Origin of the sequence: Metallibacterium scheffleri, assembly GCF_002077135.1 — a bacterium.
GTDB classification, from domain to species: Bacteria; Pseudomonadota; Gammaproteobacteria; order Xanthomonadales; family Rhodanobacteraceae; genus Metallibacterium; species Metallibacterium scheffleri.
Genome location: NZ_LDOS01000005.1, coordinates 186,755 through 202,185, shown reverse-complemented (window position 1 = coordinate 202,185; position 15,431 = coordinate 186,755). Strand labels below are relative to the sequence as shown.

Annotated in this window: 14 protein-coding genes; 1 reads left to right on the top strand and 13 read right to left on the bottom strand. The window is 58.0% G+C overall.

From position 1 onward, the window contains the following. Position 1: 1 nt before the first annotated feature. The 8 genes from Mschef_RS16155 to traL all read right to left on the bottom strand — a co-directional run bounded on the left by Mschef_RS16155 (position 2) and on the right by traL (position 7,005). A complete protein-coding gene (locus Mschef_RS16155; protein ID WP_081130252.1) occupies positions 2-409 on the bottom strand; it encodes a hypothetical protein in 408 nt (135 codons plus the stop codon). Then, positions 406-2,940, bottom strand: coding sequence for a type IV secretion system protein TraC (gene traC, locus Mschef_RS16150; protein WP_081130251.1), 2,535 nt, complete (start codon positions 2,938-2,940; stop codon positions 406-408). The genes Mschef_RS16155 and traC overlap by 4 nt, the downstream gene beginning before the upstream one ends. A 57-nt stretch (positions 2,941-2,997) precedes the next feature. Further along, entirely contained in the window at positions 2,998-3,354 is a 357-nt protein-coding gene (gene traA, locus Mschef_RS16145; RefSeq protein ID WP_081130250.1) for a TraA family conjugative transfer protein, read from the bottom strand. Positions 3,355-3,437: 83 nt separating this feature from the next. After that, complete coding sequence (traV, locus tag Mschef_RS16140; protein ID WP_081130249.1) at positions 3,438-3,992, bottom strand: type IV conjugative transfer system lipoprotein TraV; 555 nt, start codon at positions 3,990-3,992, stop codon at positions 3,438-3,440. Further along, positions 3,992-5,194, bottom strand: a complete 1,203-nt coding sequence (locus Mschef_RS16135) for a TraB/VirB10 family protein (RefSeq protein ID WP_081130248.1) — start codon at positions 5,192-5,194, stop codon at positions 3,992-3,994. Before Mschef_RS16135 ends, traV begins: the two co-directional genes overlap by 1 nt. Next, positions 5,194-6,138, bottom strand: coding sequence for a TraK domain-containing protein (locus Mschef_RS16130; protein WP_081130247.1), 945 nt, complete (start codon positions 6,136-6,138; stop codon positions 5,194-5,196). The genes Mschef_RS16135 and Mschef_RS16130 overlap by 1 nt, the downstream gene beginning before the upstream one ends. A gap of 19 nt (positions 6,139-6,157) precedes the next feature. Further along, positions 6,158-6,727, bottom strand: a complete 570-nt coding sequence (locus tag Mschef_RS16125; RefSeq protein WP_081130246.1) for a TraE/TraK family type IV conjugative transfer system protein — start codon at positions 6,725-6,727, stop codon at positions 6,158-6,160. Next, the gene (gene traL, locus Mschef_RS16120) at positions 6,724-7,005 is read right to left on the bottom strand and encodes a type IV conjugative transfer system protein TraL (protein ID WP_081130245.1); all 282 of its coding nucleotides are present in this window, start codon (positions 7,003-7,005) and stop codon (positions 6,724-6,726) included. The genes Mschef_RS16125 and traL overlap by 4 nt, the downstream gene beginning before the upstream one ends. A gap of 418 nt (positions 7,006-7,423) precedes the next feature. On the opposite strand from traL, the gene Mschef_RS16115 reads away from it, so the two are divergent. Next, complete coding sequence (locus Mschef_RS16115; RefSeq protein ID WP_081130244.1) at positions 7,424-7,705, top strand: hypothetical protein; 282 nt, start codon at positions 7,424-7,426, stop codon at positions 7,703-7,705. A 75-nt stretch (positions 7,706-7,780) separates the two neighbouring features. Here the strand turns inward: Mschef_RS16115 and Mschef_RS16110 are convergent, their stop codons facing one another. From Mschef_RS16110 to Mschef_RS17465, 5 genes are all read right to left on the bottom strand, one after another. Further along, positions 7,781-10,684: a conjugal transfer protein TraG N-terminal domain-containing protein gene (locus tag Mschef_RS16110; RefSeq protein ID WP_081130243.1), complete on the bottom strand. Its 2,904-nt coding sequence runs from the start codon at positions 10,682-10,684 to the stop codon at positions 7,781-7,783. Continuing rightward, positions 10,684-12,114, bottom strand: coding sequence for a conjugal transfer protein TraH (locus tag Mschef_RS16105; RefSeq protein WP_081130242.1), 1,431 nt, complete (start codon positions 12,112-12,114; stop codon positions 10,684-10,686). Before Mschef_RS16105 ends, Mschef_RS16110 begins: the two co-directional genes overlap by 1 nt. Positions 12,115-12,120: 6 nt before the next feature. After that, positions 12,121-13,152, bottom strand: a complete 1,032-nt coding sequence (locus tag Mschef_RS16100) for a conjugal transfer protein TraF (protein WP_168708853.1) — start codon at positions 13,150-13,152, stop codon at positions 12,121-12,123. 125 nt (positions 13,153-13,277) lie between these two features. Next, positions 13,278-14,522, bottom strand: a complete 1,245-nt coding sequence (locus Mschef_RS16095) for a hypothetical protein (RefSeq protein WP_081130240.1) — start codon at positions 14,520-14,522, stop codon at positions 13,278-13,280. Positions 14,523-14,525: 3 nt separating this feature from the next. Next, positions 14,526-15,425 carry a lysozyme family protein gene (locus Mschef_RS17465; protein ID WP_136256299.1) on the bottom strand — a complete coding sequence of 300 codons (900 nt, stop codon included), beginning with the start codon at positions 15,423-15,425 and terminating at the stop codon, positions 14,526-14,528. Between the last annotated feature and the right edge of the window lie 6 nt (positions 15,426-15,431).

Below are 15,431 nucleotides of genomic sequence, written 5' to 3'. Positions count from 1 at the left end.
ATCACCGCCTCGGTGTCTTCAGCAGAACCTGTGGTGGAGCGGCACGCACGGCACTTTCATCAAGCACTAAGGCACCATGCTTGCGCAGCTCCGCAATGACGCCCTTGAGCCGTTCCGCGCCGCTCACGTAACGCTGTTCGATCGTGTGGCCGCTGCCTGCGTGCTTGATCCACCCAAAACTGTTCAGAACCACGACGGGAGGACGCATCGCAAGATCCGCAGTCCTCTGGTTTTCCAGCACACGCCAGGTCACATACGACGCGGCCGACGAAACAACGATAGACCAGACGGCGAGTCCGATCACCATCGACGAAAGACCATGCGGGATGCGGTTCTGTGCGGCGCCGGTGCCCTGCTCTGCTGGTACGGAATCAACGCTGTTCGATACACCGCTTTCATCGGAAGTCATCGTGCATCTCCTTTGACGATGTTCATCGCATTTGCATCGCCAACGCTCAAGCGCCGCGCCGCCTCCATGAGCGACAGACCTTGACTACGCAGGCGAGCGATGTCCTCGATGTCACTGGGTCGCGTCGAGAACAGCTTCCTTGTGACATGCGGCGTGATCACGCGACCGACGCCGTAACCAGCCGGCGTGTAGAGGAACACCTCCGAGTATTCGCCAGGTACCGTGTGGACGCTCTTCAACAGGCGGATACCGTGATCGCCGAGGTCCAATCGCCCACTCTGGCGTGACGCCTCCACCGACTCGCTGCGCTGTCCAAGCAGCCACTTGTTGGCGCTGTTTTCGTAGATCGCGCGTGTGACGTTGTTGATGAAGAAATCGCTGACGGACTGGGTAATCGTGATCGCCGCGCCGCCCAGCTTGCGGAACTGTCGGTACGCCTTCCCGATGAAGTCGGCAACCGGATCTGCTTCGTTCGAACCGACCGACCCCGAAGCGAGGATTTCCCAAGCCTCGTCGATCATCAGGTACTTGTGCAAACCGCGAGGCAGCCTGCTCATTTCACGACGGATCTGGAACATGAGCTGCAGCAGCACGACGCGCTGCAAGTGCGTGCGGCCCTCAAGATCGTCCAATTCGAGCAGAATGAGCGGGTTATTCGCCTCGTAGTTATTCTTGCCATAAAACAGGCGTCCATAACTCCCTTCGCGGGTAAATGGATAGAGCTGGCGCCCAACGTCCTGGATGCGATTGTCCGGATGCTTGATGCAGAGCAAGGCGATGGCGTCAATGCACATCTTCTCGCTGCCCAGCTGGTTCCATCCGGCACGCATGATCTTCTTCAGCTCCGCAGACTGAAGATCGCTAAGCGGTTCCGTGAGTGCAGCCATCGCGGTAACCAGCGAGCAGAGCAGGTCTTCGTCTTCGTCATAGTCGGAGACGATAGAGAACGGATTCAGACAGAGCTTCGAGTCCTTGCCAAAGGTCATCCGCATGCCGCCAACCTGCTCACACAGGTTGCGGTAGCTCTTGCCCTTGTCGACCACCCAAAAGCGTTCGCCCTGCATGAGGCCGTTCACGATCAGATCCTGGCCCAAGAACGACTTACCGGAGCCCGATTCCGCGGCGATGGCGATGTTGTAATTGGTGTCCGAATCCCAATTCGACACCATCATGAGCTGCCCATTTCTGGAGACCATGGGCAATAGCGGTGACCCAGTGCCGCGCCACTCGGACATGATGGGTAGCATGCCGACAACAGCGCGCGACGTCGTGCGTCGGAACCGCTGCAAGACTTTGGCTGAACCAACGTCCGTTCCAAATGGCATCAAACTGGCGAAGATTGGCGCGACGGCAAAACTGTCAGACAGCATTTGAAAGCCGAACTCGCGCATGTAGGCACGGGCATTTGCAGATGCCGCGACAGCATCGTCGTGTGATGCGCTGAAAAGCGCCATGCCAAACTGCATGCGAACGATGCGATCGCCTTGCCCAATCTGCGCCGTGGCCAGGTCGAACGACCGCTTCTGATCAGCGAGCTGTGGCGTAAACCGCGCCAGCGGCGTGCTCGCCTGGTGCGTAATCCAAGTGCTTTCCCGCGAAATCGAGGCTGCTTCCGCTTCGCGGTCACGAAACCACAGATTCAAGCACATCCATGTTGGTTCGCGCAGTCCGCGCGAGCCCGACATGACCTCACCCAGAAAGGCGTAGGCCATGCCAAACCAGCCACGCGATGGATAAAACTTCGGCGACAACACAGTAATGTGCCGATTTCCGAACGTCATGCCCTTCGTGTCGACAGACACATCAGTGTCGTAGTCGAGGATTTGCGAGGTCAACGGGAGGTCCGGGTTCGGCTCAGACTCCGGAGCCTTTCGCCACGCTGCACCAGGCGACCAATTGAACACCGTTTGCATCACGCGCAAATACGTAGACGATTTCATGCGCGATAAATGCAGACCACACGCATTCAACCCGGCGTGAATCACGTCACGCAGTTCGGTGACCTTAGCGATTTCATCTGGACCAAATTCTCCGTGCACAGGAACCTTGCCCGTCACGATCAGCTTTGCATCACGTAGCCTGACGTCTTGGCCCTTGATGACACTCGACGCTGTTCCCTGCCGGAAAAAATCGATGAACTCGTCGCGCAGACCTTGAAGAAATTGACCACTGGCAGTGTTCCGCGTGATCGCATACGAGCCCAGTGACTGCTCCATATCGGGGCTTGTCCACAGCGCGAACTGCAAAACGGTGTCGTTCGGCATCTGCGTCTGCAGAACACCACCCAGCTTGTCCGCCATACTCGCATCAACCCCAGACATCGGCGAGCCAATAAACGCGAATCCCAGCGAACCCGAGTCGAGCACAAACAGGTCGTGCTCATCGATGTAGGCGACCGCCTGCAGCCATTGCGGCATCACCTCGTCCTCGAAGTGCGGCTCGAAGGCTGTGCCGAAGAACAAGCGGACAGCCGTCGTCAGCGGCTTCACCGCCATCTCCAGCAGTCCATCGAATGAAGAGCGCTTATCCATCGTGATCCTCGAAACGCTTTAGAGAACCGCTGGATCCTCCAGCGGTTCGTAGGTACATCAGAACCCAGCAACGGTTCGGAATGCAGGCGCAAGATGCACCGTGGCACCGAAAATTCCTTGCAGGATGGATGGGCTCCAGTAAGCGGCGATGGCCACGCCAAAGCCCGTCAAAACACCGACGATAGAGCCGCGAGCTACGCCAGCGACCAGACCAACAATCACCGCCACGATGGACAGCAGCAGACCAAGCCCGCCCTGCAGCCAGCCGATCAACATTGTGATCAGCGACCCGAACGGATTGGAACCACCGCCGGTCGTGCCGGCCAGTGCCGGCGTCACCGACAGCAGCACCATGGCGATGGCGAGCAACAGTTTGCCGTACGCAGCCTGCAGCTTCTTCTTCGACACGTTCATTTCAGTTTCTCCCATGGGTTTCGTCGTCCTGTTGCTGTCCGCCGCGATCCTCACGACGGTTCAAGGCTTCGTCCTGACTTGGATCAATCCGTGCCGTTTGCGACAGCAGGCGCATTCGGCGGGGCCTTGGATGGGGCACTCGAAGGCATCGCATCGAGCGGGAAAAACGTCGCCGGGCGCGTGGATTCGCGCGTGCCGATCGACCAACGGCGCGGCACAATCTGCGTGTACACGCGCTGCGCCATGTGCAGGTTGCCGTGGCTGTCGACCCATGGGCCGATCCATACCCGCATCACGCGCGGTGGCTCAACGACAGGGATCACGTTGCCGGTGTGCGGCAATGGCAATGCCGCGCCCTGGATCGACGCATTCGCAACCCGGCCGTCGTCTTCAGCCTGGTCTTCTCTGAATGTCTTGCTGTCCTTTGGATGGATCAGCTTCCCTGTCTTTGGATTACGCAAGATGCCCTCGGCCGCTTCGATCCCGGCCTTGCCCGGCGGGTCGGTCAGTTTGTAGACCTGCCTCGCGCTCATGCACGCAACGCCGGACGGCTCCGGGCACACATAAGGGTCACTCGCACACCCGACCAGCGCGAGGCAACCCGCAGTGGCGACCACACGCAGCAGAGTCTTGATCATCACGACGTCTTCTCCTTGAGCATCGGAATCGATGCGCCCTTCTCCACGATGAAGGTCACAGGCTGTCCTGCGGATACCTCGATGACAGGAAACTCGGACTCAGCCATCTTGAGATAGAAGGCCGCTACTTGATTGGCTGCCGACGAGATGCCACCGAACGCAGCCATGCGACCTGCGACGCCCAATGGAGGAGATTGGTAAGGACTTCCATTCGCGGCAATGACGGTCTGCTGCTGCGGTGTGAAAGCCTGGCCAATACCCGCCGCGAAACCCGCCATCAGCGCCCTCGCGATGGCAGTACCTTGCTTGCTCACCAGCGTTCCACGCAGGCCTGCGAATCCGTCGGAACCAGTACCCCACATCTGGACATGTGCCTGGATAACGCCACCATCCCGGCGAACGCACGACAGATACTGACCACGCAAGTAAGCGCGCTCACTCGAGAGGTCACCAATGCCGCTGGCCACGATGAAGCACTCTCGAAAATCAGCGCGGTATTCATTTGGCAGGATTGCGTCTTCCTTGATGCGCACCAGAACCGGTATCGGTTCAGACGAAGCATTGCGACCCGTCGGCGCATCCAGTCCCGTCAAGAGCACACCGGTCAGCATCGTCCCCGCCGGCAAGAAGATCTTCGGAACCTTCGCCTGCGTCTGTGCCGTCACGCCTTGATTCGGAGTCGTCGTGGCAGACGAAGCGCTGGCCGGTGCACCGATGGTCTCGATGCTGGGCGCTTGCGTGGCGGCGAGTGCCGCAGCTTGCCCTGATGGCGGGAGCTGCGCGTACGGCACCGCGACGGCGCCGCCTGACGTTGAAGGCACGGGCACGGGCACGGGCGGCGGAGGCGGAACCGTCGTGGCCGAAGTAGTGGCGCTGTTGTATTGCCCTGACCCTGGTGTTTGCGATCGAACGCGCTTCGCAATGGCGCGTTTCAGTGACGCGATTTCCGCGCTCTGGTGCGCGACCTGATTGTTGATCGACGCAACGCCTAACTCGTGCGAACTGGCACTGCCAAGCAGATTCTTTGCGTTAACGGGGGCGTTCTGCTGCGACAGCACGCCGGGCCGCGAGAGCGCCCACGCGATGAACACAACGGCGGCGAAACCCACGTACAGGAACAGATTTCTTTTCTGCTTGGCATTGAGGCCCTTGCGATGCTGCGCTTGGCTGCCCGTTGAGCTGGAATTCTTCTTCCCGAACATCAACGTGCTCCTTGCAGCAAGGCAGATGGGCGCGCTTCATCGCCATAGGGGATCGAGGTCCGCTTGACGATGATGTACACCTCGGTGCTCTGACCGGGCTGCAGCAGTGGGCCGGGCCACGATGCAACCGCCAGCACATCGTTGTGCGCGCAGTTCCCCTCGTTGAATTCGATCGGTGCCGTCGTGGTGTTGGTCATGGCGCCCACATACGCCTCGAGCGTCTGTCCATCGATCACCTGCCGCGGCACGATGGACAGGCCGGCCTGCTGGCACGACGGCATGTTGTCACCCGTCCGATACACGCGGAATGCGTACCCCGGCGGCACAAGGCCCTTCGCGAGCGTACGCATTACGTCGATCAATCGGTCCGTGTATGGCGCTTGCTGCTCCCACTGGCCGGCCTTCTTGGTGTTGAACACCATCGGTCTACGGCCAAGCAGAGTCGGTTGCTTCAGGTCAATCTCGACAGGACCAACAGCGTGAGGCATCAGCATCAAGGCGATCGAGTCATTGCTGTCGCCTTCATCCATGACATAGAGCACGATCGGGTCCATTTGGGTAGGCGCGATCGATACGAAGACCGATTGCCCCACAGTGTCCACCTTGACCTGAGACGTCGTCTTGATGATGGGGTGATTGAACGGCGTGACAATGCGGTTGAGAAACGATCGGCTCACGACCGATCGAACCATCGCATTCGGCGCTGCGTTAATCGTGAAATGCTCCGGCTTGAGCACATCCGCATTTGCATCCACGCCGCGCATGACGCTCACTGGAACGCCTTGCGATGCAGTAGACGGCTGCAGAGGCGTGCCTGGAAACGACGCACCACCGCCATGAACAACTTGCAGTTGTGTCTGCGCCGCCGCAGTCTGCGGTGATGCGATTGCAATCACTGGCGCGAGCAGCACAGCCAAGCAGAAAATGGGTTTGATGATCCTCATCGACTATTCCTCAACTCGCTCACTGGCCTATGACGATGCTGCCGTTTGTAGTCGTCAGGCCGACTACATGCGGTTGGTAATTCACCACGGTGAAGTAGACGTGGTAGGTCAGTTCCTGGCGGTGCTGAGAACCGTGGGAATCTGTCGTAGTCAGCCAACCATCGACCGAAACCTCATCCTTGTTCTGGTTGAAGGCCACAGCGGATGGCGAGAACTGCAAGGTCAGCTGGTCCTGCTGGATCTTCGAAACCTGGTCCGAGATCGAGGACATCACTTGTTTGTAGATCGACGGCGCCAACAGGTGGCCGAGTTCGTTCGCCACGAAATCTCCATTCGATGGCGTCACGTTCCCTACCAACGTTGCGATGTAGAGACCCCACGAAGAAAGCGCTCCTTGATCCGCCGAAGTCGCGGTGTAGGTCGACTTCGTGAGGTCATTCGAAGGCACGATCACAACGATCTGCTTGCGGAAAACCAGTCCAAACCCGAGAGCGAGCGTCAACATCGACAAGGCGACCGTGATCACGCGCAGGTAGCGGTTGTCTTGCATCAAGCTGGCGTGCGAGGTGTGCAGCTTCTCCGCGTTCATCCGACGAATCTCCTGATCAGAGGATTGATCAGGCTGTGGCCGTTTCCGAGCGGAATGCCGTACCAGTACAGCCGATGCTGCAGGTGTCCATCTGGGACGGCACCACGGAAACGCCGCATGACCCACATCATGCCCAGCGCAAGAAGCAGCAGATATCCGAGCAAGTGCGTCGCCAGACCAATGATCATGGCGACACCGACGATCAACACGTCGTCCATGCTGAAGATCAGAAAGGTCTTCGGATCATCCAAGTGCGTAGGCAGTTCAATCGGCTCCATACCAGAGGTCCACTCATACGGTATGCAGAGTCTGCCGGAAGCTGCAGGGCACACCAGCGGCGGATTGACCTCTCAGAGGTCAAAACAGAGCTGCAGAAAAAGGCAACCCCGCACGCAGCACTTGCGCCAGTCGCGGCACGTGATACAACGAGCCCAACAACCACCCACGCTGGAAGCAACCATGCACCGTTTTTGCGTAGTCGCCATCACCATCAGCGCGCTCGCCTTGAGCGCGTGTGCCGCCAGCCCCGCCAAGAATCAAGCAACGGTCAGGCAGCCAAGGGGCACTGCCATGACGAGCTGCCAGCAGTCGAAACGGCTTCCACCGCAACTCATCGGAGCGGCTCGGTCAGGAACCGGTCAGCAGCCGGTCCTGGTGGTAGGATGCCGCCGTTAACCTTTAGAGGAGGCAAGTCAAATGGACATCGCGGAGATCATCATCGCGGGAGCATTCATCGTCCCAGCCGTTATCGGTGGTATCGTCTATGTCGTGACCACGCGGAAACTTGAGGCGCACGGTCTTTCGTGGGATGGATCCAGTACATCCAGATCCACTACCAGCATGGGTTACGCAAATTGGTTCGATTCGAATGACGATTCAGATGACGAGACTGGCATGTTAGTCAACCCGGCAACCGGCGCACCGATGGTCCAAGGCGCTTTGGTTGACGTTCACGGTAAACCTTTCGGGATCTGCTAGAACTCGACAGCCACAATTCCGAAACCGTCTCATGATTCGCCCATTGTTGACTACAATGGGCGAATTGCATTCGCACTACTCATCATTCGGCGGCGGTTGCGCCTCAACAGTCGGCAAGAGCGGCGCATTAAGTTGCTGCTCTTTAACGACAAACCCGGCAGCCGTCCTGCTGAGTGATGCCGCGCCTTCCATTGCGGCGGCATCTCGGGACAGCCCGGGAGCGTAGTCCATACCAGCCGAGCCACCTTGGATAGATGCGCCCCATATCGTCGCGCCTTCGCCCTTAGTGTCCATCAAATTGTCGGCTGCACTATACGACTTATCCAAAAGCCCACCTTGCTCAAACATGGACGCATCGCGAAGGTCATTGTATACGGGATCGCTGGCGCGTTCATCAAACAAAGCGTGAGCCCCAGAACCGACACGCCCAATTTGCCCTGGGTCAGTGGGCAAACCTGCTGAACCAGCAGTTTCACCAGGAATGCCATTCGTTCCTGCCTGGACGTCGCCGAGAAGACGCTGGCCAGATGCCATTCCTCCTTCGACAGAACTGATAACGCCTGTTGTGTCCATCGATGACCAACCTGGCGTCGATGAAAGCGCATTATCCAGACCATTCATTGCCTCTGCAGATCGAGAGTCATTCAGGCTTGCCACCTGGTTGAGCGTCGACAGCGCGGCTGCAGCTTCCCTTTGCGGGCCTTCGGGGAATGTATTACCGTAAGCGGTGTAGTTTGATGCATAGGCATTGGCATCGAGGCCATGAGCCACCGAAATGGCCGCATCCAGGGCGCCGCTATTCGACGCTAATGAAAACGCTGCTTGTTTCATCGGCACCCGCATTGACGAGCCAACTTCGTGCGACATCTCCATGGATCTTGAGTAGGTCTGCAAATCGTTCAACCCGGATTGCGCGATCTTAGTTCTCTCAGCAGAAATTGACTGACTAGACTGAGAGCCTTCCGATCCCTTCTGTCCAACAGACAAGGCGCGAGTCTGCCCGGTCTTATATCCGGCATCCTTCCCTATCGTCGTTGCCTGTGCATTGGAAAGATCCCTGGTTCTGTTAGAAATATCTTGCCCAGTATTGGTAATACCAGCTTTGGCGCCAGTGCCACCAACCTTCAGCCCGCCACCAACATTTGTGGTTACGGCAGTAGAGCCAACGCTTGATCTCGATCCGTCAAGTGTTGCGGCGTTCCTATCCGAAGCATTCACCGTAGCGCCATTCGTCATGGCTGATGTGTTACCGTACAATTGATCCTCAAAAAAATTCTGCAACTGCGACTGACCCATCGAGGCCGCTTCTTTGCCACTCACACCAAGTTTCACGGCTGCGGTGCGCGCGGCAGACATGGCCAACATCGCCTTCTCCTGCAACTTGCTAGACCCGCTGAATTCCTGAAGTGCGGCGTTATGCAGCGATAAAGCGGAACCACCACTTGCCGAATACTGCGCACCCGATTGCATCGGCGGCGCAGTGCTCATGATGTCAGGAGCTATCATGCTTGGATCAAGGCTCGTCGGTGCGTTGGCCTCCGCAGCAATGCCCTGGAATGCAGCCACTGAACCAAATACAACGAATCCGGACAAACCAACTACTGCCGTTGTGAGGTAGGCACCGATTCCAACCCAGTCGCTGACCGTGTACTCGATTTGGTTGAGGCCGATGGCCGAAATCAGCGGCGCGTTGCCGATCGCCGGCAGCAGCGCGTTCATCTCACGCAACACCGACATGATCTCGAACAGGTTCACGAAGCTGAGCAGCGGCATCCACAGGAACAGCCAGACCAGTAGCTGCAGATAGCGACCCGCGTAGCGGAAGCCGATCGGCCCCAGCGGGATCAGGAACGCAAGGAACGGCGCCAGGCCATAGATAACGCCCTCGAAGAACGTCATGGTGGCGCGCAGCGTGCGCGTGAACAGCGTGCTCTGCGCCGCGAACTGCACGTTGCGCTGATTGGCGGCGGACTCGATGACCCCGGCCTCGCCGACCTGGTTGGCGTCGCGAAAGCCTTGCGCCAGGCCGCGCGCCAGCAGATTGGCTCCCACTGCGTTCTCGACACTCTGAACGCCATTCTGCGATGCTTGCTGCAGAAGACTCGGCAGATTGCCCGACGTGCCACTCGGTTGACCAGGTTGGGTTGTCTGATTGCCTAGCGCGGCAAACGCATTTCCAAGTTCGTCAGCCGGGGTATCACCGTTCATCGTGTTGATTTTCAAAAGCCCACTGAATGCGGCAGCGATTCCAGTCTGCGAGTTATTCCACGTTTGGTTTAGGTCGGAGTAGGTATTAGAACAATCGGATACTTGACCCGTACTGGTTGTACCGGGATTTGTGCCAAGATAGTCGTTAGTAACAAAGCCGAGGTCAGGAACATTCAAAGTTGAGAGCAAATTGGATGACGTCTTGGGGTCACCGTTCCACCATCCGTTATGCAATTTGTACTCCGGAAGCACGCAATTAGCCACATAACTTTGGAAAGTCTTGGACCAATCACACATCTCCGTCGTGCCAAAACCGCAATACGACGACGCATCAGACAGATTTCGATACGCCATCAAAGCATCAAGTGCATACTGTGGTGAAAGTGTCGATGAACCAGGAACGGACGTTCCCGTCTGAAAATAAGTGATAATTGCGACGCCGGCTTGCGAAACAATGGACCCGACAATGGCCGTACCGAGTGGTACGTCCTGGACGATGTCGGTACGGCCGGTGTAGAAATCCTCAAGCTCAACGCTCGTAGTTTGGCCGAAGAAGACAAGGAACATTACAATGGCAACAATATATCCGCCAATCGGGAATTGACGGCCGTTGCTCGTAATTGCCGTGAGGATTACAAGAATGATGCCGATCAACGCCGACAGAAGTCCAAGTCGTGCGTACAGGTCCGTGCCAGACGAATTGAGCATCGCAAGAAACTGGAAGATCTTGTAAAGAAATGCCTCATCGCCAATGGATATGATGTGGTACATCACAAACTCCCGGCGCCGTTCGGCGCGCCAGGTTTAAGACTCGTAGTCTGCATATACAGGCTCGCTAACGTTCCGTAACCCGTATTGATTTTCTGCTCGTTCATCATTGATTGGTAATCCTTGCCGAGTCGAGCGACTGCAGAATCAATCAACGCCATTTGCCGCTTTGCACCGATCTCCGAGGAACCGCTGATGGTGCGCGCTGCCGCGCTGAGTAATGAGAGCGCGTCATTGTAGGCGACCTGAATCGCGATCGGCTGAGCAACAGCCACTGCATACGGATAGGCCTCAATCGGATTTGCTCTTGCGACCCGTTCGATTTCTACGCCTACGGGGCCGGCGGATGAGAGAAATGCCGTGACTTGCGGGTCTGCAGGGTCATTCTGCAAAAGCACACCGAGGAACCCCTGCGAATTGGAAGTGCCAAGCTCTGTTTGAACAAGAGATAACACCCCGGTGCCAGTCCAATTGGATGTAGAAACACTCATGCACTGTGTTGTATCGCCGCAGACATAATACTGGCTTTTCCCAGTTCCGCTTTGTGGGTCAGTAGACCCGTAGATAAGATCTTCGAGGCGCAGGGTTGGCTGGCCGATGATCAGTCCAACGCCCCCTGTTGGCCCAGCGGTCGTCGATGACGGCGCGCAGTTTTGCGTAGTATTCGGATTACATGTAATTACATACCCCACCAGCGACATGATTTCTTCGTCATATGTGTTAGCGTCGGTGCTCTCGCCATAGGCATTGGCGAAGTTGTACGCCTTCAACGCATCCCACATGACATTGTGGTAGATCAGCTTCGCGGCCGGCGTACTGGCAACCGTTTGTACAGCTGGCGATTGGGGGGTATTGGCCACTGCGGCCGCATTGGAGTCAGTCGCGATGCCCATGGACGTTTCGATGTTCTGTGCCGCCTGATTGACACTCGACTGGTTGATACCAAGGACATTCAATCCAGTTTGCGCGGCTTCGCAAGAATTCTTTAATTGCGTAAGACGACTCAGCAGCTGACTTTCGGAAGATGACAACAGATTACTGATCTGAGACGACATCGATGACAGCGCGAGCTGGAAGGCAAATCCTTCCGCATTTGCTGCGATCGACCGTAGCAACTGCACGAATTGCTGTCCGGAAATGAACGAAAGGCTGCCGCCATACGCATCAATGCCAGAGCAGCCAGCCGTGATCCCGGGCGGGGTGTAGTTGATGGCATTCATACCGATCGGGACGATCGGCGAGCGCATCGAAAAAGCGCCACCCGTAATCACGCCGCGGCGCGCATCCATCACCACCTGCGGGTTCGTCGTCGCCGACATCTCACCGAACATCGTGTTGAGCTGCCCCTGCAGTCCAGCAAATGCCGGCGCAGAGGCAACCGTCAACGCCGCTGCGGCGGCGAAAGAAAGTAGGTTGTTGGTCAAATACCTCATGGCGCGTCACTCCGTCATTTGCGGAACATGCGATTCCTGTGGATCTGCGTTCGGACTGGCGCCATCCAGGCCGGAGTATGACGTGGGCGTTCCCAGCGTCCTGCCGTTGTGATCGCGCGGTGGCAATGAACCCACCACCGAGGTAATCAGAGCCGCGTCCTTGCTGCTGAGTGTGTGCTGGTCTCGAGGGCTGACGCCAGCCTGGTACAGCGGCGATGCGATGCGTGTCTCGCGATACGTCGCCGGCGACAACCAGCCGTGATAGTAGGCTTCCTCCACAATCCGTTGCTCGAGTTGCTGCAATGACAGATAGCCCTGCCCGATCTGCACAACATCGCTCAGATTCGGCGGATGCACTAGGAAGAATGCGGGCGTGTATTGCACACCCAAGCGCTGCGCCTGATCAGAGTTGATCAAGTAATTCGGGAACAGTTGATTGTCGATCGGCTGGCCGTCGAGGCTCACGCCGACGATCTTCATCCCGCTCTCCAGTTCAAAGGTCCTGAGCACAGGGAGATCGGCGTGACAATACTCGCAGGTCGACGAGAAAAAAAAGTACAGGCCCGTGGTCTTGGCCAAGACCTGAATCGCACTCACCAAACCTTGCTTGGCGCTTTCGACGCCGGCCTGGGCCGCGGCGGACGCCAGCGGAAAGCGCGTGTTCTCGTCGAGCGTCGGGTCCCCTTGTGTCACCATCATCGACACTTCTGCGAACCGCTGGGCCCTGTCCATGGCAAGATGCTGCAGTAGCAGATACGCGCGCACATTTTTCTCGCTGGGATCCTGTATTGCGAGATCCCGGAGCCGTGGCAATTTCTCGCGGATCCATGCAGTCGACCATTGACTGGGTCCAGCCAGTTTGGCAGCAGCTTCTGTGCCGGGCTCAGAAGTCGTTTGCTTCACCGGGCGGGACGGCTGCGGCGTGGGCGTGTACCAGATCCACCCGTGCGGCCGCCGATCAATTTGCGCTATCGCATGTGGTGCCAGCATCGCGCCCACCGCGACCATCGCAGGTATCAATAACCACTTCAGCACCATGTGCATCGATCCCTAGTAACCCATGGCAGCATCCTAGCAATCAGGCATCACCAGACCTGAGATGGATTGCCCTCTCAGAGGCTAATTCGATCGATGCTGCAAGGCTCAAGCCGACGCTGCAAGCGCTACGCAGAGGCCACCATGCCAGCTTGTACGCCATCCCATTCATCCGTGCCATCGTACGCTCCGCCGCGTGCCAGCTCGCAGGCTGGGCACGCGCTATCGATGCTGAACTCGGCGTCATCCGATGTGACAAGGTATTCAAGCTGATGCGTCGCGCAGGTCGCGATCTCGATCAAACCTGCGTTGTAGGCCCGCAGAATGTGGTACTGGTGGTACATGTTCAGGTGGTGCTTGCGCGAGACCGCATCCAGCATGTCCGACGCAACGGCGAACGCCCACGGATCTACAGCGATTTCCAGCTGCGCGAGGGGATCAAGCGACCTGTAAAGCTGCACCAGCAGCAAGGCATGTTGTGCAAATGACCGTTTCTTCAACTCCGCCATTCGCGCGCAAGCACGCTCCTCCATACCCAACCTCAGCGCGTTGCCGCGCTGGGGAGGCTTGACTCCAACTCCGGACAGCATCAGCGCGGCCTTGTTGATGCCACGCATCCCGTGCAACCCCGGCCTTTTCACGCCTTTCTCGTGCAAGTGCGCGAGCGCGGCAATGTGCGTCGTATCCTCATGCGATAGCAGACAGTTCCTGATCTCATCAGCGCGGACCCTGATCTTCTTGCCAGTTTCGCAGGAATGCGAGGTTGACTCACCGGCGCTGCTCCGCTGCTTTCGGGCTTCGCGCTGCGCCATCCCGGAGCCTGTGACTGCAAGCACCAGCTGCTGCGCCGTGGATCGCTGAAGGCCGCGAGCAGACAGTGGTAATGCCTGCTGCAAACACTGAACCTGTTTCTCGTCGATTCGGATGTGGATGCGACTTGCCAGCAACATCAGACTCGCAGCTGACAGATGGCGAACAGCGCGTGCTTCAGTTTCGGTCAAGCCATAAAAGAGGTTGCACAGCCTGGGGTCAACGCTCGCCTTTTGCGCTCCTACGACGAAGCTGCTCAGCAGGCTCTGGAAATGCGCGTACTGTTCCTTGGGCGGGGCGAACGCCAATTGCAGCGGCCGACGCGACACTTCGAAGGCAGCCCGCTCCACCCCATGCAGCCGAAAAGGTGTCGTGAACGACTCAGCCCAGAGTGCGTGCGCTTCGCCAGGCGCGGCGAGAAACGATTCAACGCCACGCCCCGATAAGTTCACGACACTAGGGATCTGTACTCCATCACTCGCAAGACCAGACATGCACTGCAGCAATGCATGCGTCAGTTCGCGCTGCTCTCGATACATCTCGATGTGTTGCAGTGACCACATATCCTAGTTCCCCCTCTGCTCCTCAGCGCTTGATGTCTCAGCAAGACTGTAGCCGCCTCGTTCCACCTCCTCAAGGCGACGCCAAACAGTGTAGACGGCACGCCCGTATGAGTATGCCTTGGACGGAGCATACGAGTGGTAGTGCCCAATGCCAAGAATTGTGTCCTGGCTTGAACCCAAGGACTGCGCGAGGATCCGCGCGCCTTCCATGATGTTGGTCCGCGGCTCAATCAGATGGAGCGGGTTCCGCACCGCCGTGTGATGCATAGGGAAGTACACCTGCATCACTCCAACGTCCTGGATCGGCTTCCCGAAAACCTGCGCCAGCCTGATTGCACTGCAGACATGGGACTCACTTCCGGTAATCACATGCCCATCGATTCGCACAATCCAGGGTGTCGGCGCAACCTCGTCCTCACCAGTGGCATGGCCGGTTTCCACCAGCGCGATCGCATACAGCAAGAGCGGATCGACGTGATAGCGCCGCCCTGCTTGGCGCCAAACTGACGCCTTCGGGCCAAGATTGACGCTGGCTGGCAGCGGCTGGGCGCGAGTCTGCATATCAGGGGACGTCAGCGTAGCGAATCCACGATTCCCAGCAGCAACAACCGGGCCAACCGGCGATGCACTCGTCACGTTGCCCCCACTTCCCCTGTGTCGCTGTACAGCTTCGTCGTTTGCTGTGGATTCCCGTGCAGCGCCAGAGCGGCCGTGCGCTGCATGGCCGATCACCATTAACGGCGGCAGCCATTGCGCATGGGAATTCACTACCGATCCCGCGGCAATATGCCGCAGATCAAAGTTCGAAGAAGCAGTGATCGCATAGCCGCACGCAAAAACCGCCGATGCGATCCATGCACCGCATAGAACGCGCACCGTGTACCGCAGCGTACCCGCGCGCATAGAAAG

Excerpts from the sequence above, each read along its gene's own strand:
- Mschef_RS16155 (WP_081130252.1), bottom strand. The coding sequence starts at position 409 with ATGACTTCCGATGAAAGCGGTGTATCGAACAGCGTTGATTCCGTACCA.
- traC (WP_081130251.1), bottom strand. The coding sequence starts at position 2,940 with ATGGATAAGCGCTCTTCATTCGATGGACTGCTGGAGATGGCGGTGAAG.
- traA (WP_081130250.1), bottom strand. The coding sequence starts at position 3,354 with ATGAACGTGTCGAAGAAGAAGCTGCAGGCTGCGTACGGCAAACTGTTG.
- traV (WP_081130249.1), bottom strand. The coding sequence starts at position 3,992 with ATGATCAAGACTCTGCTGCGTGTGGTCGCCACTGCGGGTTGCCTCGCG.
- Mschef_RS16135 (WP_081130248.1), bottom strand. The coding sequence starts at position 5,194 with ATGTTCGGGAAGAAGAATTCCAGCTCAACGGGCAGCCAAGCGCAGCAT.
- Mschef_RS16130 (WP_081130247.1), bottom strand. The coding sequence starts at position 6,138 with ATGAGGATCATCAAACCCATTTTCTGCTTGGCTGTGCTGCTCGCGCCA.
- Mschef_RS16125 (WP_081130246.1), bottom strand. The coding sequence starts at position 6,727 with ATGAACGCGGAGAAGCTGCACACCTCGCACGCCAGCTTGATGCAAGAC.
- traL (WP_081130245.1), bottom strand. The coding sequence starts at position 7,005 with ATGGAGCCGATTGAACTGCCTACGCACTTGGATGATCCGAAGACCTTT.
- Mschef_RS16115 (WP_081130244.1), top strand. The coding sequence starts at position 7,424 with ATGGACATCGCGGAGATCATCATCGCGGGAGCATTCATCGTCCCAGCC.
- Mschef_RS16110 (WP_081130243.1), bottom strand. The coding sequence starts at position 10,684 with ATGTACCACATCATATCCATTGGCGATGAGGCATTTCTTTACAAGATC.
- Mschef_RS16105 (WP_081130242.1), bottom strand. The coding sequence starts at position 12,114 with ATGAGGTATTTGACCAACAACCTACTTTCTTTCGCCGCCGCAGCGGCG.
- Mschef_RS16100 (WP_168708853.1), bottom strand. The coding sequence starts at position 13,152 with ATGGTGCTGAAGTGGTTATTGATACCTGCGATGGTCGCGGTGGGCGCG.
- Mschef_RS16095 (WP_081130240.1), bottom strand. The coding sequence starts at position 14,522 with ATGTGGTCACTGCAACACATCGAGATGTATCGAGAGCAGCGCGAACTG.
- Mschef_RS17465 (WP_136256299.1), bottom strand. The coding sequence starts at position 15,425 with ATGCGCGCGGGTACGCTGCGGTACACGGTGCGCGTTCTATGCGGTGCA.